The organism is Curtobacterium sp. HSID17257 (assembly GCF_003989515.1).
In the GTDB taxonomy this organism is placed as follows: Bacteria; Actinomycetota; Actinomycetes; order Actinomycetales; family Microbacteriaceae; genus Curtobacterium.
On sequence record NZ_RBLU01000061.1, the window covers coordinates 1 to 18008 of the forward strand.

Below are 18008 nucleotides of genomic sequence, written 5' to 3' on the forward strand. Positions count from 1 at the left end.
CCCGACGGCCACGGGGACGCCGCGGCTCCGTGGGTGCCACCGCCCCGGGAGCGGACGGCGCGGGCGACTCGGCTGCGACCGACCCGCGCACGGGCGACTCGGGTCCGAGTGGTCCGCGGTCGGCCGGCTCGGGTGCTGCCGACCGTGCGCCGTCGTGGGCTGCGGGCAGTGCGTGTCGTCCCATGGTTCCTTCCGGTGCGGACGACGGGGCGGTCGACCGACTCGGGAAGATAACGTATTGGTCACGAACCTGTGTCCGCCTGGGCAGGACTGCCCGGTTCCTGCGGTTCGTCTCAGCCTTGCCGGATCCGCAGGGGCGGCGTCCAGCGGTCAGTCGCGCGCGAGGTGATCGCGGACCCGCTCCTGGACGTCGGCGGCGTCGTGGTGGTCCCACAACCCGAAGTGGGTGCCGCCGGGCAGGGTGAGCAGCTCGACCTCGGGCACGACCGCGGCGGCGCGAGCGCTGTGCTCCATCGGGACCTCGGTGTCGGCGTCGCCGTGCACCAGCAGCGTCGGCGCTCGGACGGCCCCGAGCTCGAGGTCGTCCACCGCCCCGAGCACGCGCACGTCGTTGTCCCACCCCCGACGGTTGCGCCCGCCCGCGTTGCCGCTCGACGACAGGTCGAGCAGGACCCGGCGGCGCGGTCGGTCGTGCAGGACGTCCGCCACGTGCGCGGTCAGCGCCCGCCCGCGCAGCGAGCTGACGCCGGCCTCGGCGGTGCGGATGACGACGGACGGCAGCAGTCGCGCGGCGAACGCGGCGAGCGCCGCACCCGCACGCGTGTACGCGACCACCCACTCGGCGAAGGACGGCTCGGGTGGGACCCACCGCGCCGAGAGACCGGCCACCACCACGAGCGTGCGGACCCGGTCCGGGTGTCGGACCGCGAACCGGTAGGCGGCGGGACCACCACCGGACCAGGCGAGCACGGCGACGCGGTCGATGCCGAGCGCGTCGAGGAGCGCCACGTACCGGTCGGCCTCGTCGTCGAGTGACGGGTGGTCCGGCTCGAGGGTCGTCCCCGAGTAGCCCGGCCGGGCGAGGGTCACGACGCGGAACCGGTCGGACGGCAGGAACCGGGCCATCGCCTCCGCGGAGGCGATGCCGCCGGGGGTGCCGTGCAGGACGAGGACCGGGACGCCGGTGCCGCGCACGGCGACCGCGATCCCGCCGGTCCCGGTGCTCGGTGACGTCCGCTGCATCCCTGCACGCTACCGAGCGCACCATGGGGCGGACCGGGGCTGGTCGATGGACGCGCCGGGTGCCTCCCGGCGGACCTGCGGGTCCGGACAGCCGTCGGCCGACGGGGTCAGTCCGGGTGTGACCACCGCGTCCGACCGGGGGTACTCGCGACCGCGATCATCCGTCGCTGCCCCCGCAACGTCTCGCCCGGGTGCTCGCCGTAGCGTGCGGCGTACGCGCCGGAGAAGCGCCCCATGTGGCGGAAGCCGCAGGACGACGCGATCGCCGCCACCGAGGTCTCCCGTGCGTCGGCGAGCTGCAGCGCGATCCGGGCCTTGTCGAGCCGGAGGTCCCGCAGGAACGCGGTCGGCGTCGAGGCCTCCTGCCGCTGGAAGGTCTCCTGCAGGGTCCGGACGCTGGTGTCGGCGCCGGCGGCGATCTCGGAGGCGCTGAGCGGGCGTGCGAAGTGCGCGTACATGTACGCCTTGGCGCGCTCGAGCATGGCGACAGGCACGTCCGGGACACCGCCGTCGGCGGCGGGGCGGAACGCCTCGAGGACGGCCTCGGCGAGGCGCAGGTCGAGCACCGCCCGCGCCCCGTCGACCACGTCGACGTCGAGCATCGGGGCGGCGAGCTCGCGCAGCGTGCGCTGCAGCGGCGCGAGCCGTGCGGACGGGACGGCGACCGGGAAGGCCAGCGGTACGGGGGCGGCCGCGCCGCCGACGACCGCGACGGCCTCGAGGAAGTCCGCGTCGAAGTGCACCAGGTGCACGGTGCCGGGCGGTGCCGTCATCGTGAACGGACGACCGGCCGGGCACATCACCGGGACGCCCGGGCGGAGGGTGACGCCGTCCTCGCGGGCCGCGTCGAGCACGACACCGCCCTCGACCGACCAGGCCAGCAGGTAGTGCCGTCCTGGGGTGAGCTCGCCGCCGTGGTGCGCCGAGACCGACGAGGTCCGGAGGCTCACGAGCCCGTCCCCGGTCGAGCGGTACCGGTAGGTGAACGGCGTGTCGCCGTCGGGACGGGACCACAGGTGGTGGCCCGCGTACACGTCCTCGTGGAGGGCGCGGGCCTCGTCGGGTTCCGTACCGCTGTGCACGACCTCGCGCACCGAGGTCCGGCGCTGCTCGGTCGGTCGGTCCTCGGCAGGCGGGTCCTGGGTCGCGGTGATCACGTTCGGTCGCCGCGTCCGCGACCGGGTCCGCGGGCCCACGCGAGGTCGGCCAGCGAGGGCGCCGGGGCTCCCTCCGGTACCGCCCAGCCGCGGCGTGCGGCGCGGCGGAGGTGCCGGTAGGTGGTGACGCGGACCGGTTCGACCCGCTCGTCTGCCTGGTACGTCGACATGTCGTGCTCCCTGCATCACGACCGTCTGGCGTCCTGCGCCGTCCGGAGCGTCGGGGCGGTGCGGCACCGCGTTGGCGTGCGCCGCCGCGTCCACCCTGGCGGCTCCCGCGTGACGTGGCCGCCGGACGATCTCGTCGTGCCGGCGACGGTACGCGCCGGTGCGTCGGGCCACGGACACCGGACACCCAGACCGCGCACTCTGGACGGAACGTCGCCGACCGTGGGTCCGGTGTGCGACGGACGACGACGGACGGGAGGCGCGGGGCGGGCGACCCTGTGCCTCCCGTCCGGCAGGTGCTCGCGACCGACCGTGTTGCCGGTCCGGCAAGGATGCTTGCGGCGTGCGCCGCCGCGCGGTGCACTGGGTGGATGCACGCGCCCGACGCCTCCGCCCACGCCGATGCACACCCCCATGCCGGACCGGACGGTGCTCCCGGCGGCGGGGGCGCCACGGCCCGCGACTGGTGGGAGGCCCGGTACGCCGAGCGGGACGGCATCTGGTCCGGCCGGGTGAACGCCGTGCTCGCCGACGTCGTCGTCGGACTGCCCGCCGGCAGCGGGCGGGCGCTCGACCTCGGGTGCGGCGAGGGCGGTGACGTCGTCTGGCTCGCGGAGCAGGGCTGGACGGTGACCGGTGTCGACCTGTCCCGGACCGCCGTCGAGCGCGGCGAGCGTGCGGCGTCCGAGGCCGGGGTGGCCGAGCGGACACGGTTCGTCGCGGCCGACCTGGCCACTTGGGGCCCGGCGGTCGAGGAGCGGTTCGACCTGGTCACCGCGTCCTTCCTGCAGTCGTGGCCCGTCGAGATCCCGCGGGACGCGATCCTGCACCGGGCGACGTCGGCCGTGGCTCCTGGCGGGTACCTGCTCGTCACCGCGCACGCCGCGCCGCCGCACGGCGACCTGCCCGAGGAGATGCGGGCGTACCGCTTCCCCACGCCCGAGCAGGACCTCGCGGCACTGCAGCTGGACGACGGGTGGGACGTGCTGGCGGCAGAGGGACGACCGCGGTCGGCCACCGGGCCGGACGGGGAGCGACACGAGACCGTCGACAGCGTGGTGCTCGTGCGGCGGCGGCCCGGGGAGGCCGGGGCGTAGCGTCGGTCCCGTGGTGACGGACGGTGCGGCGGGATCGGACCCTGCTCGCGGTCCGCTCGAGGTCACCGGTGCGCGGGTGGGCGAGGTGCTCGACGGCGCCGACCTCCCGCAGGCCTGCGTGCCGCGACCGTTCCTGCACCCCGTGCGCACCCTCGGCGGCGTGGTGCTCACCGACCGGCACCCCGAGGACCACCCCTGGCACTCGGGCCTCGGGGTCGCGCTGCCCGACGTCGACGGCGTCAACTGCTGGGGTGGGCCGACCTTCGTGCCGGGTGCGGGGTACCGGTGGCGGGACGACCACGGCACCGCGACCGTCGCGTCCGCGGCGTCGGACGGTCCGCGACTGCGGTCGGAGGTCGACTGGCACGACCCCGGCGGTCGACTCCTGCTGCACGAGGACCGCACGCTCGAGTGGGGTGCCGCACCCGACGGCTGGCAGCTCCTGTGGACCTCGTCGTTCCGGGCGCCCGGGGACCGACCGGTGGAGCTCGGCAGTCCGGGCAGCCACGGTCGCGCCGGGGCCGGCTACGGCGGCTGGTTCCTGCGCTTCGCGCGCTGCACGGACGTCGTGGTCCGCACCCCCGACGGTGCGGGCGAGGACCGCGTGCACGGTTCGGTCACACCGTGGATCGCGTGGACCGGGTCCTTCGACGGGGAACGGGCGCACGTGCTCGTCGAGGCGCTGGACCACCGCGACGCGTGGTTCGTCCGGGTCGCGGAGTACCCCGCGGTCGGCTCGGCACTCGCCTGGCGCTCCCCCGTCCTCGTCCGGCCCGACGAGCCGCTCGTGCGGTCGTTCCGCGTGACGGTCTCCGACGGCTGACGGTCCGTCCGCGTCGCCCGCGTAGCCTCGCGGTGTGTTCCTCATCTTCGGCACCCGCGGCACCGACACCCTGCTCACCGTGGTCCGCTTCGTCTGCGGGGTCTGCGGCGTCCTGGCGGCGCAGCGGGTCGTGCGACGCACGACGAAGCTCAGCCTGTTCTTCGTCCCGCTCGTCCCGTTGTCGCGCTCGCACCGCAACGAGTGCACGAACTGCGGTGCCGTGACCCGGATCACCGCCGAGCAGGCGGACCGTGCCGTGGCGTGGGCGGACGGCCGACCGGGCGCCTGACGCGCGTCAGTGCGCGCCGTCGAGCGGGAGGGCGTCGCTCGTGGTGCGCAGCCCCTCCTGGCGCAGTTCGAGCTGCGTGACGGCCAGTGCCGCGAGGTCGCGGAGGTTCGCCAGGTCGGCCTCGGACGCCTCGCGCGCCCGGACGTCGAGCACGGCGAGGGTGCCCACCGCGGTGCCGTCGTGCCGGAGCAGGGGGACGCTCACGTAGAACCGGATGCCGAGCGGCCCGGTGACGAGCGGACTCTGCCGCATCTCCGGGTGCTGTGAACCGTCCGGGATCACCACGGGCACGGGTACCGGTGCGAAGCCGCTGCGGAAGCTGATGTTCCGCGCCGCCTCGTCGACCCCCTCGGCGATCCACGACTGCGACCACTCACGGTCCTCGTCGAGCACGTCGACCAGGGCGATCGGAGCGTCGAACAGGCGCGCCGCCATCGCGACCGTGCGCTGTAGCGACTCCTCGGGGAGCGAGTCGAACGTGGCCGGGCGGGCCCCTGCCGGTGCGGGGTTCACCGGTGCGGCGTCCACCGGTGCGGCGTGCGCCGCCGCAGCGCCGGCCGGTGCGACGTCCACCGGTGCAGCGGTCGCAGCGGCGTCGGTCAGGACCCCCGGGGTCGCGGGGTCGCCGGCGGCGCTCTCGGTGATGACGACGTCGCGCAGCATCGCGACGAGCTGCGCGCCGAGGGGCCGGTCCGCCGGGTCCTGCGCGGTCATCGCGCGGAGCAGGTGCTTCCAGTGCTCCGGCAGCGGCTCCGGAACGACGGGGTCACGCGACAGCCGGGCGATGGCGGACTCGACGAGCGACCCCGGGAACTCACGGCGCCGCGTGAAGCACTGCAGCAGCACGAGGCCGAGGGAGTACACGTCGCTGGCGGGACCGACGTCGGCGCCGCGCGCCTGCTCCGGGCTGAGGTAGGCGGCCGTACCGGTCGTGACGCCGTCCGCGGTGAGCCGTTCGACCCCGGCGGCGAGGGCGATCCCGAAGTCGGTCAGCCGCGCACGGGCCCGGTCGGACCCGGTGCCGTAGTCGACGAGCAGGATGTTCGAGGGCTTGATGTCGCGGTGCACGACGCCGTGCGGGTGGATGTACTCGAGCGCCTCGGCCATGTCGTAGCCGATTTCCGCGATGTGCTTCGCGGAGAGCGGTCCGACCTCGAGCCGGGCCTCCAGGTCCTGTCCGACGACGAGCGACATCACGAGGAAGCGCCGGGGGCCGCTCCCGACGACGTCGACGACGCCTGCGTCGAGCAGCCCGACCAGTCCGTGGTGCTCCAGGGCCGCGAGGACGCCGAGCTCGGCCTCCTGCCGTGCCAGGTCGACGGAGCCCGGATGGAAGAGCTTCACCGCGACGGGCCGGTGCAGCACTTCGTCGGTCGCGCGGTACACGACGGACATGCCGCCCCGACCGATCTCCTGCTCGAGCCGGTAGCGGCGGTCCAGGAGCGGCGCGGCGTCGTCGTGTCCCATGGGTTCCTCGTCGTCCTGTCGGTGGGCAACGATGCATCTTCGCACCCCGGTGCCGCGGATGCGCGCAAGGGCACGTCCACCGGACTGACGGTTGCCGCTACCGTGGCCGGGTGAGCGACTCCTCGACCCCGCAGACCCGACCGTCCGACACCGACTGGGAGGCACACGTCGCCGCGCTCTGGGCCGACGACACCGTGGACGACCGGACCCGGATCGACCGGATGCGTGAGCTCGCGGCCGTCGCACCCCACCCTGCGCTCGGTGCGTTCGAGCTCGGTGGCGCCCACGACTCCGGTGGGCAGGAGGCGGCGGCGCACGAGCAGTACGCCGCCGCGACCGCGGCAGGGCTCGCCGACGTCGACCCCGACCGGGCCGCGCGGCTCGTGGTGCAGCACGCGTCGACGCTGCGGAACCTCGGTCGGGTCGACGAGGCGATCGTGATGCTGCAGGACGCACCGCTGCACCCGGCGACCGGCGTCGCGCCGCGCGTCTTCCTCGCACTCGCGCTGCACAGCGCGGGCCGTGTCGACGAGGCGCTGCGGGTCGCGATCGAGGCGGTCGAACCGACGCTCCCCCGGTACAACCGGTCGGTGCGCGCCTACGCGGCGGCGCTGACCGGACCCGACCGACCGCAGTAGGCCCGGCACCACGACGGACGGGAGGCGCGGTGCCAGCTGGCACCGCGCCTCCCGTCCGTCGTCAGGCCGCCCGTGTGGCTACTGGACGCGGGTGGTGCGTGCCAGTGCGGTGCGGGTGCCGCCGGTGAGGTGGACCAGGACCGGGATCTTGCGGCCGAGGGTCTGGTCGAGGGTGGTCAGGGCGTGGTCGACGGCGTCGAGGACGGTGACCGCGTCACCGCCGCGGCGGACGTGGACCTTGATGCGTGCGGCGCGGGTCTTCTTCACCAGGTACGTGTCGACCTTGGAGCCGACGATGTCGTGGATGCCGGTGAGTTCGTGGTCGATGACGTCCCGCACGAGCGCGACGTTCACGGTGACCTGGTCCTCGCCGGTGCGTTCCCGGACCGCGACACTGGTGCCGCCGCCACCGCGGGTGAACACCACGATCACCGCCAGGACGATGACCACCGCGCAGACCCCGGCGATGATCCACAGTGCCTGGTCGGGGACGGTGACCTGTTCCGGCAGGGTGATGACCTGTCGGAGGGCGTCGCGGACGGGTTGCAGGACCCCGGCGCCGATGGTGACACCGACGATGATGCCGATCAGGCCGATCAGGAACAGCAGGACCCGGTTGACGCCGCGGTTGGTGGTGGTCATGCCAGGGTTCCCTTCTGTTCCACGGTGACCTTCACGGACGTGCCGTGCTTGCCGCCGAGGCGGCTGAGCCGGTCCTGCACGGCGTCCTCGACGGCGCTGGCGTCGACGGGGATGCCGGACAGGGGCACCACGTGCACCTGGGTGCGGTGCCCCCGAGCCGACGCGCTCGTGTTGGCTTCCGGGACGCCTGCTGCCAGGGCTGCGGCGTTGGCGGCGGTGGAGGCCAGGATGCGGGTGTCGATCACGACCGCACCGCGGTCACGGTCGATCCCGGAGCGGGGCTGCCGGCCGGGCTTCAGGGCGAGGACGATCAGGATGATGCCGAGGATCACCAGGGCAGCGGCGATGACCTCGGCGATGGTGGTGAACGCGGCGTCGGGCTTGAGGGCGGTGTCGGCCACGGTCTGCGGGTCCGCCAGCAGCGGCTGCTGCCCGGTGGCCTTCAGGACCGCTTCGGTGCCGATCCACGCCGCGACCAACGCGACGACGACCAGGGTGATCGCGACCGCGGTGGACCGGGACCGGTGGATGCTGCGACGACGCAGCCGCTTCTCGAGCTGTTCGGTGCTCATGCTTGCCTCCTCCTACCGGACCCTGCCCTCGTGCACACGCAGGATCCCGGTCAGTTCGATGTGGGTCCGACCCACGTGGCGTCCCGACAACTCGCCCACCCTGCGGCCCACCGCATCGGCGGCCGCGGAGGCGGCCCCGACGATGTCGGCTCGTTCGCGGATGGGTCCCGTGACGTCGAGGGCGATGGACCCCCGGTCGTCGTCGAGTCCCACTCGCAGGCGCTTCGCGGGCACGCCGAGCTGTTCGGCCGCGGCTGCCCGCGCCAGCGCCGTCAGCGCTCGTGCGGTGATCTCGACGCGGCCCGGGACGGCAGTCGCGTCGACTCCTACCGGGCCGGCGCTCACCGGGAGCTCCGGCGTCCGGTCAGCACGTCGGTCAGGGCACCACGATCGATCTTGCCCGTCGCGATCGCGGCCACCAGGGCACCGATCAGACCGAACACGACCACCAGGACGAAGCCCCAGAACCCGAACTGCAGTGCCACGACGGCGAGGATGGCGCCGATCAGCGCGCCGACGAGTGTGTTACTCAACGCGGGACTCCTTCTTGTCGTCGTTGTCGTCGTCGTCACCCGGGATGAAGACGTCCTGGACGGTCACGTTGACCTCGGCGACCTCCATACCGACGATCTGCTCCAGCGCACGAGCGACCGACGAACGGACACCGTCCGCGACCTGCTGCAGCGACACCGGGTACTCCGCGACGATCACGACGTCCGCCGCGACCTGCTTCTCGCCGACCTCGACCTTGACGCCCTGACCGTGGTCACGCTGCCCGATCGCATCGCGGATCGCGCCGATCGCACGAGCAGCGCCGCCGCCCAGCGAGTGCACACCGTTGACCTCACGCGCGGCGATGCCGGCGACCTTCGACACGACGGTGTCGTCGATCGTGGTCTTGCCCGCAGTGCCCGAACCGTTCTGGACGGCCGAGCGCGACGCCGCCGAAGCGGTCGCCGGAGTGGTCGAGGTGGTGGTGGTGTCAGCCATTGGTTGCTCCCTTCGAGTGCCCGCCGGGACTCGTTCCCAGCGGTTGCTGTTCACGGATGAGACGGGCTGACACCGAGGTTCGTCACGTCCCCCGTTCCACATCGGGCGATTCCCCAGGAAACGGGCTTCTCGGGCCGTTCTTGTACCCCGAACGCAGTTCGGTGCGGGCGTTGCGGTGCGCAACCGGACAGCGCCGGTGCGCTCCGTCCGCCAGCCGCACGTCGACGCAGCCGCACATCGACGCAGCTGCCCGTCGACGCAGCCGCACACAGACGACGGACGGGAGGCGCGCCACCGGTCCGGTGTCGCGCCTCCCGTCCGTCGACTGCGTCTTGGGTCGTGTCAGTGGATGCGGAGCTGCGCGACCATCGGGCAGGCGAACGGGTCGCGGGCGGCGAGCCCGACCCGGTTGAGGTACCGCACGACGATCCCGTACGAGCGCAGCAGCGTCGTCTCCGTGTACGGAACGTCCAGGGTGTCGCAATGGTCCCGCACCAACAGACGGGCCTGCTTCAGCGCCGGACGCGGCATCGACGGGAACAGGTGGTGCTCCACCTGGTAGTTCAGCCCACCCATCAGGAAGGACACCCACCAACCGCCCCGGATGTTGCGCGAGGTCCGCACCTGCCGCGAGAAGAAGTCGACCTTCGCATCGTGCGCGATCGTCGGCATCCCCTTGTGGTTCGGCGCGAACGAGGCGCCCATCATCACGCCGAACACCGCCAGCTGCACACCGAGGAACGCGCACGCCATCCCGAACGGCAGGAACCAGAACACGACCGTCAGGTAGATGCCGAACCGGGCGACGAGCAGGCCGCCCTCGAGCCAGCGGTGCCGCGCGTCGGCCTTCGTGCCGGAGCCCGTGACGATCGACATCACCGCGTACCGGTGCAGGTTGAGCCCCTCGAGCGTGAGCAGCGGGAAGAACAGCCACCCCTGGAACCGCAGGAAGGTCCGCATCAACGGGCCCTTCGCCGCCGCGGCGTCCTCCGGCAGGAAACGGATGCCGTCCGGGGCGATGTCCGGGTCCTTCCCGACCGTGTTCGGGTTGCCGTGGTGACGGGTGTGCTTGTTCATCCACCACGAGTAGCTCAAACCCACCAGGAACGTCCCGAGCCACCGACCGGCATGGTCGTTCCACTTCTGCGACGCGAACACCTGACGATGCGCAGCCTCGTGCGACAGGAACGCGAACTGCGTGAACAGCACACCGAGCGCTCCCGCCACGATCAACTGGAACCACGAGTCACCGAGGAACGCGAACGCCACCCAGGCGAGTGCGAGGCCGGCGACCAGGCTGCCGAAGAGGGACCAGTAGAAGCCGGTGCGCCGTCGGAGCAGGCCGTTCTCCTTCACCTGCGCCAGCAGCGCGGAGTAGGTCGACGTGCCGTTGCGGCTGCCGGGACCGGGACGGGTCCGGGTGAAACCGGGGGCGAGCGGGGTGGTCGTCATCGAGGACCGACCTTCTGTGGTGAGCGATCCTTCGACCGATCCGGAGAGTTCACGCATCCGCGCTTCCAGCGACCGTAGGTCACGGAACCGGGAGAACGCCTGGACGGCGCGCGCACGTCCGGGAAACGCACTCGGTGACGGACGGGAGGCGCGTGGCGGCGGCGCGTCGGGCCTCCCGTCCGGCGACCGGCGGCGATCCGCCGTGCGCCCGCGGCTGCGCCCACGCCTGCGGCTGTCGAGGGGGCGCCGAGGACCACCTGCGCTGGCGTCGCGGTCAGGCGCGGAGCGTCAACCCGTGGCGGTGCGTGGTCAGTGTCACGGCGGTCACACGACCGAACGGATCTCCGTCGAGCTGGATCTGCTCCGGTTCGTCGAGCTCGAGACGGAGGCTCCGCGCACGGGTGGTCGGCAGTGCCCGGGAACGAGGGAGGAAGCGCGCGAGCAGCCGCCCGAAGCCGGTGCGGGAGAAGAAGCGGTTGAGCGTGAGGGTGGAGCCGATCTTCGTCCAGCCGAACCAGCCGTTCGGCCGGAACGCGACGGCGTCGAGGATGCCGTCGTCGGGTTCGGCGCGCGGCAGGAGGAGCACGCCGGCGGTGAGGGTGCCGCAGTTGCCGACGATGACGGTGTGCGCGTGCATCGTCCTGGTCGGGCCGTCGTCGAGGGCGTAGCGGACGGCGATGTGGCGGTTCCCGACGATCGACCTGGCGATCGGGTCCGAGTACGCGACCCACCCGAAGCGCTTCTTGACCCAGGCGTTCGTGTCCGCCGCCATGCTCGCGTCGAGTCCGACACCAGCCATGACGAGGAACGCATGTGTGGTGGTCGAGTCGTCGGCGTCGGTCAGTTCGGCGAGCCCGACGTCGATCGGCCGGTCGGTACCGGTGAACGCGTTGTGCACGGCACCTCCGACGTCGTTGCGAGTGAGACCGAGGTTCCGGGCGAACAGGTTCCCGGTCCCGCTCGGGACGAGCGCGACCGGGACACCTGTACCGCGGAGTTCCTCGGCGACGACACGGAGGGTCCCGTCACCGCCGGCGACGAGGACGACGTCCGGACGGGCCTGGACGGCTGCACGTGCAGCGGCGCGGCCGTCGTCGTCGGCGGCGGTCTCGAACCAGCGGGCGGGTGCCCATCCGTTGCGGGCTGCCTCCGCGTCCACGAGGGCGCGCAGGCGCTCCGGGTCGGTCTTGACCGGGTTGATGACGACGGCTGCGGTCCGCTGCCGTGCGGGGTCCTGCACTGGTCGGCCCGGTCAGTCGGTGCGCTCGGCCGTGTTCCCGGAGCGTCGGACGGCCCCGAAGACCACGGTTCCGACGAACAGGACGATGCCGATGATCGCGAGCCAGAGCAGGCCCTTCAGTGCGAAGCCGACGACGGCGAGGATCAGCCAGAGGGTGAGGAGGACGATGACGGTCTTCATGGAGGTACTTCCTGTCACGGGTGGTGGTCAGTGGATGCGGAGCTCGGTGACGAGCGGGCAGGCGAAGGGGTCGCGGGCGGCGAGCCCGACCCGGTTGAGGTACCGCACGACGATCCCGTAGGAGCGCAGCAGCGTCGTCTCGGTGTACGGCACGTCGAGGGTGTCGCAGTGGTCCCGCACCAGCAGGCGGGCCTGCTTCAGGGCCGGGCGCGGCATCGACGGGAACAGGTGGTGCTCCACCTGGTAGTTCAGCCCACCCATCAGGAAGGACACCCACCAACCGCCCCGGATGTTGCGCGAGGTCCGCACCTGCCGCGAGAAGAAGTCGACCTTCGCATCGTGCGCGATCGTCGGCATCCCCTTGTGGTTCGGCGCGAACGAGGCGCCCATCATCACGCCGAACACCGCCAGCTGCACACCGAGGAACGCGCACGCCATCCCGAACGGCAGGAACCAGAACACGACCGTCAGGTAGATGCCGAACCGGGCGACGAGCAGGCCGCCCTCGAGCCAGCGGTGCCGCACGTCGGCCTTCGTGCCGGAGCCCGTGACGATCGACATCACCGCGTACCGGTGCAGGTTGAGCCCCTCGAGCGTCAGCAGCGGGAAGAACAGCCACCCCTGGAACCGCAGGAAGGTCCGCATCAACGGGCCCTTCGCCGCCGCAGCGTCCTCCGGCAGGAAACGGATGCCGTCCGGAGCGATGTCCGGGTCCTTCCCGACCGTGTTCGGGTTGCCGTGGTGACGGGTGTGCTTGTTCATCCACCACGAGTAGCTCAAACCCACCAGGAACGTGCCGAGCCACCGGCCGGCATGGTCGTTCCACTTCTGCGACGCGAACACCTGACGATGCGCAGCCTCGTGCGACAGGAACGCGAACTGCGTGGAGATCACACCGAGCGCTCCCGCCACGATCAACTGGAACCACGAGTCACCGAGCAGTGCGAACACCACCCAACACGCCGCTGTGGCGAGGACCAGCCCGCTGAACAGGGTCCAGTAGAAGCCGCGGCGCCGACGCAGGAGACCGGCGTCCTTGATCTGCGCGAGCAGCGCCGAGTAGGTGGAGGTGCCTCCGGTCCGGGCGCCACCGGGGGTGGGGCCCGTCGGGCGGAAGTGGCCGGCCATGGTGTTCTCGGCGGTCACGGTGTTCCTTTCGTGTGTTCCGGCAGCGTCAGTTCCGCGGCTGTCCCGGGTCGAGCGGTCGGTCGTTCGTCCTCGGGGTGCCGACGTGTGTCCTGCGTATCTGCGGCGGTACCGCTGCCGGTTCGCTGGTGCGCGGACGGATCGTCGGCGCGGCGGAACGCCGTGTCGACGCAAGTGCCTGCGGGCTTCGGTGTTGCGCCATGTCTGGACCTCCCGGGATGCAACGGAACGAGGAATGTTCCGGCGACCGGGGTCAGGGGCAGCTCGTGGACAACGCTAGGACGAGTGGAGCGTGCCGTGCAAGTCGCCGGACGATCGCGCGCGTCGACGACTGCCCTGCCGCGTCCGCACCGCCCACTACGGTGGTGTTCGTGAAGGAGTCTCCCTGCTGATGACCGACACCCGCGAGACGCGATTGGTCGACACCTTCGTGGCCCTGACCGACAACCTCGTCGCCGACTACGACGTCCTCGACGTGCTGCAGACCCTCGTCGATCGCTCGGTGGAGCTGTTCGACGCCGCCGCCGGTGCCATCCACCTGCTGAACCAGGACGGTGTCCTCGAGGTTGCGGCGTCCACGAGCGAACGCAGTGGCTTCATCGGCTTGCTGCAGCTGAACGCAGGCGAGGGGCCGTGCATCACCGCAGTGACGTCCGGGGAGCTGGTGACGTCGGAGGACGTCGGTTCGCTGACCGCACGATGGCCTCGGTTCGCGGCGGCGTCGAAGGACCACGGGTACCGCAGCGTTCACGCCATCCCGATGCGGCTGCGCGACGAGACGATCGGGTCGTTGAACCTGTTCCGTGAGCAGGCAGGAGCGTTGAACGGCGCCGACGCCCGCGCCGCGCAGGCCCTCGCGGACGTTGCGACGATCAGCATCCTGCAGCAGCGCACGATGACGGACGCCACGGTGACCGCTGCCCAGCTGCAGCACGCGCTCGACGCGAAGGTCCCCGTCGAACAGGCCAAGGGCTACGTCGCCCGGGCGCTATCCGTCGACGTGGACACTGCCCGTGAGGTCCTCCGCCGGTACGCGCGGACCACGCAGCGCAAGCTCAGCGACGTTGCCGCAGCCGTGGCTGACGGATCGCTCGACCTCGACGACCTCGTCGCCGGTGCGGCAGGACGGCCCGCGCCCGATGCGCTGACCTGACCGCCACACCGGCGCGTGCCGGGGTGGAAGCGTCAGACGCGGCTCGTGCGACGGCGGTACCGGAGGACCAACGTGAGCGCGGTACCCGCCGTCAGGAGCGCTGCGGCGATGCCGAGGGGAAGCGCCGGATCGCTCCCGGTGAACGCCAGCTCACCCGTCGGGGTGTTCCCGCGGACAGCCGCAGCGGTCCCGGAGGGCGTGCTGGTGGGGGCGGACGGGATCGCGGCGGGCGGGGTCGCGGCGGACGTCGGCGTCGCGGTGGGCGTCGGCGTCGTGGTGGCAGCCGGTCGCACGGTGATCGTCACGGTCTGCACGTCAGCGGGCGGTGTGCCGTTCGACGCGGTGATCGTCACCGTGGACGTGGCGGGGGTGGTCGGGGTGCCGGAGATGACCCCGCTGGTGCTGTCGATCGTCAGGCCTGCGGGGAGCCCGGTCGCTGTGTAGGTCGGGGTCGGGGTACCCGTCGCGGTCACCGTGTACGAGTACGGCGTCCCGGCGGTAGCCGTGGTGGGTGCACCGGAGGTGATCACCGGCGCGGTCGCCTCGGACGGTGTTCCCGGGGCAGGACAGCCGGTCGGAGCGGTGATCGTGTTCGTGTCCAGGGTCACGGCGCCGGTGCGGGCGAGGAGGCGCCCGACGACGGTGGCACCGGTGGTGGCGGTGACGGACTGCTGCGCCAGCACGGTCCCCCGGAACTGCGCGCCCGTGCCGATGGTGGCCGAGCTACCGACCTGCCAGAACACGTTGCACGAACTCGCACCACCGGTGATCGTGATCCGGCTCGCCGATCCGATGGTCAGCGTCGATGCGGCCTGGAACACCCACACCGAGTCCGCGGTGCCGGCCAGGGTCAGCGCACCGTTGTCCGCGAGCTGCAGCGCCCCGCCGGAGTACACGCCGGGTGAGAGCGAGAGGCCGTTCAGCTCGGTGAGGCCGGTCTGCGTCGGGGACAACGAGGCAGCGACGTCGTACGCCGTCGTCGTGTCACGTTGTGCCTGCGCCGCTGCGGCGTCGGTCTGGTGCGTGGTGCCGGTGACGCTGCCGTTCGGCGCACCGCCGAAGCCGGTGATCGAGGTGCCGGGAGAGAGCCCCAGGTCACCGTTGACGACAGACGGGCCGGTGTTCGTCACGGCGCTCGCGCCGAGGACGCCGTACGTCGACGCGGTGCCGAGGTTCACCGGGCCGTCGATCACGGTCGCCGCCGACGCGGCGGAGGTCGACATCACCGCCATCGACGCGGCGAGGCCGATGCCGGTCAGGGCGAACGCGGTACGGCGGAGGAAACGGGACGTGGCCATGGGAGGCCCCTGTCTGCGCGGGAGAGGCACAAGGCGGACGTCGACGACGTGCACGTGATCTCCGGTCCCTGCAGTATGCGCCCGTCCGCCGACGGACGGAGACGATCTCCGAGATGACCGGCCAACGATCAGGAACCGCGTCCGCCCTCCGTGACGCGGACGGGCGACGTCGGGTGCCCCAGCACGACCCGCGGAGAACGAAGCAGCCCACCGAGATCCTCGGTGGGCTGCTTCGTTCTGAACGGTTCTTGAGACGATCGCTCGCCCCTCCGGTCGGGCTGACAGGATTTGAACCTGCGACCCCTTGACCCCCAGTCAAGTGCGCTACCAAGCTGCGCCACAGCCCGTGAGCTCTCACGAGCTCTGAGCCCCGAGAGGCTCGGAACCCCGTTGCCGGTGTCCCACCACCCGCGTCCGACCGGAGCGCGAGCAGCCCGTCAAGCATAGCGGACGCCGGACCCTGCTCGCGCCACGGCGCGTCGCCACCTCCACGAGAGCGACCGGCAGGGCCGGACCGTCAGTCCTGCGGCGAGCGCGGCGGCGGCTGCACCACGTCCCGCTCGGCCGCCAGCCACGGCAGCACCAGCCCCACGAGCAGCCCGCCGAGCCCGTCCGCCGCCAGGTCGCCGATCGTGTCGTCGTACCCGACGTAGATCTTCGAGTCGACGTAGTTGTGCCCGAGCCACTCGCACATCTCCCACACGGACCCGATCGCGAGCCCGAGGGTGAACACCAGGAGCGACACGGTCACGCGCCCGGCGTCCGGTGCGTGCGGCACGAGCCGGAGGTCCGCGGCGATCACGGCGAGCAGTGCCGCGAGCAGCCCGGTCAGCACGACGTGGATCAGCTTGTCCCAGAGGAACACCGAGGTGTACCACTCGAGGGCGCTCGACCACCCGGCGACCAGCACCAGCACGCAGACCGCCAGGTCGAACGCGGGCCGGAGTCCGAGCATCCGCGGCAGGACGACCCCGAACAGCGCGAGCGACATCACCGCGAACGAGGTGCTCCCCCAGCCGATCGTCGCGACGGGGATGCTGAGGAGCGTCAGGACCCGCACCACGTCGGCCGGCAGGAACCGCCGGCGCAGGAAGGTCAGCCCGAGCGAGCGCATCACGAGGCCCACCGCACGACCGCGTGCACGGCCGCGTGGTCGGAGGGCCAGACACCGCCCGGTCGGCGGACGTTCACCGCGACCTGCTCGACGACGGCGTCCTCGGTGACGAGCACCCCGTCGATCCGCCGGCCGCCGACACGCGGCGCCCGGTAGTGCGGGTACGTCCCGTACGCCTCCCCCACCTGTCTGGAGGCTCGCCCCCAGCTGTCCACGACCCCCGCCTCCGCCAGTGCGCGCCACGGCGCCGATCCGGCCGGGCAGTTCCAGTCGGCCATGACGACGGCCGGCAGCCCGCGCTCGCGGACGATCCGACCGAGCAGCTGCGCGCCGCGCAGCCGTGCCCACGGCGACGCGACGTCGAGGTGGGTCGCGACGGCCAGGAACCGGAGCCCCGTCGAGCGGTCCGCGACGACGGCGCCGACGGCGTGCCGCGGGAAGGCGGTCGCCCACGACCGGGAACCGGGACGTGACGGCGTGCGGGACAGCGCCCAGGTGCGCCGCTCGACGACGTCGAGGCGCTCCCGATCGAGGAACAGCCCGACCGCCTCGCCACCGCCGCGCGCGCCGCGGCCGCCGACCACGGGCTCCCAGCGCGACCCGAGACGGGCGGTGAGGTCCGCGGTCTGGGTGGGCAGTGCCTCCTGGACGGCCAGCACCGTCGGTTGCTCACTGGTGACGAGCGCGACGACGGCGTCGCGGCGAGGTTCCCACGCGTCCGGGTGACCGGGTGCGTGCGGTACCCGGCGTCTCAGGTTGAGGGTCGCGCAGTGCACCTCGGGGGCGACCACCGCCCCGATCGTCGGGTGGTCGTCCGGCGCAGCTGGCATGCACCCTGTCTACGAGACGACACCTGTCGCGTTCACAGGGTGTCGTGACGCTCCCTCGTAGGGTGGATCGGATGCGTTCCGCTCGTCCAACCCGTGTCCTGCTCGCGCTGTCGGTCTCCGGGCTCCTGCTCGGTGCCGCCGGCTGCACCGCCCACGACGACTCCCCGACGGTCGCGGAGCTGACGCGCTCGTCCGCCGACTCGGTGGCCCTCGTGGCGCAGTCGGACCCATCGGCGCGGTCCGTCGCCGCGAGTCGTGCGCTCTTCGCATCGGCTCCCGGTGCGGTCGTGGCGTCCGCCTCCGACGCGGAGGCGATCGGAGACGCGGCGAGCGCCGCGACGGCCGCCCACGTGCCGCTGCTGTTGGCGGACGGCGGCGACCGGGTGGCCGGCGAGCTCCGCCGGCTCGGGGCCGACTGGTACCAGGCCGAGGGCGACGTGTCGGTCGACACCGACGTGCCCGAGCAGGACGCGCCGGAGGGTGCCGACGCGCCCGAGGCGACCGACGCCTCCCGTCCGGCGACCGTGGTCGTGGCGGACCGGCGGGCGG

The 18008-nt window shown here is 72.5% G+C and carries 21 protein-coding genes, 1 tRNA gene and 1 pseudogene; 6 read left to right on the plus strand and 17 right to left on the minus strand.

The window, feature by feature from the left end; all coding sequences use genetic code 11:
• Positions 1 to 330: 330 nt before the first annotated feature.
• From D8M35_RS10490 to D8M35_RS16605, 3 genes are all read right to left on the minus strand, one after another.
• Entirely contained in the window at positions 331 to 1203 is an 873-nt protein-coding gene (locus D8M35_RS10490) for an alpha/beta fold hydrolase (RefSeq protein WP_126891812.1), read from the minus strand.
• 107 nt (positions 1204 to 1310) lie between these two features.
• Positions 1311 to 2360, minus strand: coding sequence for a helix-turn-helix domain-containing protein (locus tag D8M35_RS10495; protein WP_161972640.1), 1050 nt, complete (start codon positions 2358 to 2360; stop codon positions 1311 to 1313).
• The gene (locus D8M35_RS16605; RefSeq protein WP_161972641.1) at positions 2357 to 2530 is read right to left on the minus strand and encodes a hypothetical protein; all 174 of its coding nucleotides are present in this window, start codon (positions 2528 to 2530) and stop codon (positions 2357 to 2359) included. The genes D8M35_RS10495 and D8M35_RS16605 overlap by 4 nt, the downstream gene beginning before the upstream one ends.
• A 369-nt stretch (positions 2531 to 2899) precedes the next feature.
• Here D8M35_RS16605 and D8M35_RS10500 point away from each other — a divergent pair, with 369 nt between their 5' ends.
• Genes D8M35_RS10500 through D8M35_RS10510 form a run of 3 tightly spaced genes read left to right on the plus strand, consistent with a single transcriptional unit; the run spans position 2900 to position 4737 of the window.
• A complete protein-coding gene (locus D8M35_RS10500; RefSeq protein WP_126891814.1) occupies positions 2900 to 3625 on the plus strand; it encodes a class I SAM-dependent methyltransferase in 726 nt (241 codons plus the stop codon).
• A gap of 10 nt (positions 3626 to 3635) precedes the next feature.
• Complete coding sequence (locus D8M35_RS10505) at positions 3636 to 4448, plus strand: PmoA family protein (protein ID WP_126891815.1); 813 nt, start codon at positions 3636 to 3638, stop codon at positions 4446 to 4448.
• Positions 4449 to 4482: 34 nt separating this feature from the next.
• Complete coding sequence (locus tag D8M35_RS10510; RefSeq protein ID WP_126891816.1) at positions 4483 to 4737, plus strand: zinc-ribbon domain-containing protein; 255 nt, start codon at positions 4483 to 4485, stop codon at positions 4735 to 4737.
• Positions 4738 to 4743: 6 nt separating this feature from the next.
• On the opposite strand, the gene D8M35_RS10515 is transcribed toward D8M35_RS10510, so the two are convergent.
• Positions 4744 to 6204 (minus strand): GAF domain-containing serine/threonine-protein kinase, encoded by a 1461-nt coding sequence (locus tag D8M35_RS10515; RefSeq protein WP_126891817.1) that lies wholly within the window; start codon positions 6202 to 6204, stop codon positions 4744 to 4746.
• A 110-nt stretch (positions 6205 to 6314) separates the two neighbouring features.
• On the opposite strand from D8M35_RS10515, the gene D8M35_RS10520 reads away from it, so the two are divergent.
• Positions 6315 to 6842 (plus strand): tetratricopeptide repeat protein, encoded by a 528-nt coding sequence (locus tag D8M35_RS10520; RefSeq protein ID WP_238638188.1) that lies wholly within the window; start codon positions 6315 to 6317, stop codon positions 6840 to 6842.
• A 78-nt stretch (positions 6843 to 6920) separates the two neighbouring features.
• Here D8M35_RS10520 and D8M35_RS10525 read toward each other — a convergent pair whose 3' ends face one another.
• The 9 genes from D8M35_RS10525 to D8M35_RS10560 all read right to left on the minus strand — a co-directional run bounded on the left by D8M35_RS10525 (position 6921) and on the right by D8M35_RS10560 (position 13046).
• The gene (locus D8M35_RS10525) at positions 6921 to 7484 is read right to left on the minus strand and encodes a hypothetical protein (protein ID WP_126891818.1); all 564 of its coding nucleotides are present in this window, start codon (positions 7482 to 7484) and stop codon (positions 6921 to 6923) included.
• Entirely contained in the window at positions 7481 to 8056 is a 576-nt protein-coding gene (locus D8M35_RS10530; RefSeq protein ID WP_126891819.1) for a DUF6286 domain-containing protein, read from the minus strand. Before D8M35_RS10530 ends, D8M35_RS10525 begins: the two co-directional genes overlap by 4 nt.
• A 12-nt stretch (positions 8057 to 8068) precedes the next feature.
• A complete protein-coding gene (locus tag D8M35_RS10535) occupies positions 8069 to 8401 on the minus strand; it encodes a hypothetical protein (RefSeq protein ID WP_126891820.1) in 333 nt (110 codons plus the stop codon).
• On the minus strand, positions 8398 to 8589 hold the full coding sequence (locus D8M35_RS10540) for a DUF2273 domain-containing protein (RefSeq protein ID WP_126891821.1): 192 nt from the start codon (positions 8587 to 8589) through the stop codon (positions 8398 to 8400). Before D8M35_RS10540 ends, D8M35_RS10535 begins: the two co-directional genes overlap by 4 nt.
• Complete coding sequence (locus D8M35_RS10545) at positions 8582 to 9046, minus strand: Asp23/Gls24 family envelope stress response protein (RefSeq protein WP_066656064.1); 465 nt, start codon at positions 9044 to 9046, stop codon at positions 8582 to 8584. The genes D8M35_RS10540 and D8M35_RS10545 overlap by 8 nt, the downstream gene beginning before the upstream one ends.
• A 342-nt stretch (positions 9047 to 9388) precedes the next feature.
• Positions 9389 to 10498: an acyl-CoA desaturase gene (locus tag D8M35_RS10550; protein WP_126891822.1), complete on the minus strand. Its 1110-nt coding sequence runs from the start codon at positions 10496 to 10498 to the stop codon at positions 9389 to 9391.
• Positions 10499 to 10772: 274 nt separating this feature from the next.
• The gene (locus D8M35_RS10555; RefSeq protein WP_126891823.1) at positions 10773 to 11738 is read right to left on the minus strand and encodes a diacylglycerol kinase family protein; all 966 of its coding nucleotides are present in this window, start codon (positions 11736 to 11738) and stop codon (positions 10773 to 10775) included.
• A 12-nt stretch (positions 11739 to 11750) separates the two neighbouring features.
• Positions 11751 to 11918: a hypothetical protein gene (locus D8M35_RS16850; protein WP_174234735.1), complete on the minus strand. Its 168-nt coding sequence runs from the start codon at positions 11916 to 11918 to the stop codon at positions 11751 to 11753.
• Between the two features lie 27 nt (positions 11919 to 11945).
• Positions 11946 to 13046, minus strand: a complete 1101-nt coding sequence (locus D8M35_RS10560) for an acyl-CoA desaturase (RefSeq protein ID WP_126891829.1) — start codon at positions 13044 to 13046, stop codon at positions 11946 to 11948.
• Between the two features lie 409 nt (positions 13047 to 13455).
• Here D8M35_RS10560 and D8M35_RS10565 point away from each other — a divergent pair, with 409 nt between their 5' ends.
• The gene (locus D8M35_RS10565) at positions 13456 to 14217 is read left to right on the plus strand and encodes a GAF and ANTAR domain-containing protein (RefSeq protein ID WP_126891824.1); all 762 of its coding nucleotides are present in this window, start codon (positions 13456 to 13458) and stop codon (positions 14215 to 14217) included.
• 32 nt (positions 14218 to 14249) lie between these two features.
• Here the strand turns inward: D8M35_RS10565 and D8M35_RS10570 are convergent, their stop codons facing one another.
• The 4 genes from D8M35_RS10570 to D8M35_RS10585 form a co-directional block, all read right to left on the minus strand.
• Positions 14250 to 15515, minus strand: coding sequence for an ice-binding family protein (locus tag D8M35_RS10570; protein WP_126891825.1), 1266 nt, complete (start codon positions 15513 to 15515; stop codon positions 14250 to 14252).
• A gap of 273 nt (positions 15516 to 15788) precedes the next feature.
• A tRNA-Pro gene (locus D8M35_RS10575) sits at positions 15789 to 15862 on the minus strand.
• A 170-nt stretch (positions 15863 to 16032) separates the two neighbouring features.
• Positions 16033 to 16632, minus strand: coding sequence for a hypothetical protein (locus tag D8M35_RS10580; protein WP_126891826.1), 600 nt, complete (start codon positions 16630 to 16632; stop codon positions 16033 to 16035).
• Positions 16629 to 17459, minus strand: coding sequence for an endonuclease/exonuclease/phosphatase family protein (locus D8M35_RS10585; RefSeq protein WP_126891827.1), 831 nt, complete (start codon positions 17457 to 17459; stop codon positions 16629 to 16631). Before D8M35_RS10585 ends, D8M35_RS10580 begins: the two co-directional genes overlap by 4 nt.
• A 71-nt stretch (positions 17460 to 17530) precedes the next feature.
• On the opposite strand from D8M35_RS10585, the pseudogene D8M35_RS10590 reads away from it, so the two are divergent.
• A pseudogene (locus tag D8M35_RS10590) lies at positions 17531 to 18008 on the plus strand (hypothetical protein); the annotation flags it as partial.

What these genes read in the sequence shown, in the direction of transcription:
- D8M35_RS16605 (WP_161972641.1), bottom strand. Translation starts at nt 2,530, where the DNA reads ATGTCGACGTACCAGGCAGACGAGCGGGTCGAACCGGTCCGCGTCACC.
- D8M35_RS10570 (WP_126891825.1), bottom strand. Translation starts at nt 15,515, where the DNA reads ATGGCCACGTCCCGTTTCCTCCGCCGTACCGCGTTCGCCCTGACCGGC.
- D8M35_RS10500 (WP_126891814.1), top strand. Translation starts at nt 2,900, where the DNA reads ATGCACGCGCCCGACGCCTCCGCCCACGCCGATGCACACCCCCATGCC.
- D8M35_RS10490 (WP_126891812.1), bottom strand. Translation starts at nt 1,203, where the DNA reads ATGCAGCGGACGTCACCGAGCACCGGGACCGGCGGGATCGCGGTCGCC.
- D8M35_RS10565 (WP_126891824.1), top strand. Translation starts at nt 13,456, where the DNA reads ATGACCGACACCCGCGAGACGCGATTGGTCGACACCTTCGTGGCCCTG.
- D8M35_RS10515 (WP_126891817.1), bottom strand. Translation starts at nt 6,204, where the DNA reads ATGGGACACGACGACGCCGCGCCGCTCCTGGACCGCCGCTACCGGCTC.
- D8M35_RS10585 (WP_126891827.1), bottom strand. Translation starts at nt 17,459, where the DNA reads ATGCCAGCTGCGCCGGACGACCACCCGACGATCGGGGCGGTGGTCGCC.
- D8M35_RS10530 (WP_126891819.1), bottom strand. Translation starts at nt 8,056, where the DNA reads ATGAGCACCGAACAGCTCGAGAAGCGGCTGCGTCGTCGCAGCATCCAC.
- D8M35_RS16850 (WP_174234735.1), bottom strand. Translation starts at nt 11,918, where the DNA reads ATGAAGACCGTCATCGTCCTCCTCACCCTCTGGCTGATCCTCGCCGTC.
- D8M35_RS10545 (WP_066656064.1), bottom strand. Translation starts at nt 9,046, where the DNA reads ATGGCTGACACCACCACCACCTCGACCACTCCGGCGACCGCTTCGGCG.
- D8M35_RS10525 (WP_126891818.1), bottom strand. Translation starts at nt 7,484, where the DNA reads ATGACCACCACCAACCGCGGCGTCAACCGGGTCCTGCTGTTCCTGATC.
- D8M35_RS10560 (WP_126891829.1), bottom strand. Translation starts at nt 13,046, where the DNA reads ATGGCCGGCCACTTCCGCCCGACGGGCCCCACCCCCGGTGGCGCCCGG.
- D8M35_RS10550 (WP_126891822.1), bottom strand. Translation starts at nt 10,498, where the DNA reads ATGACGACCACCCCGCTCGCCCCCGGTTTCACCCGGACCCGTCCCGGT.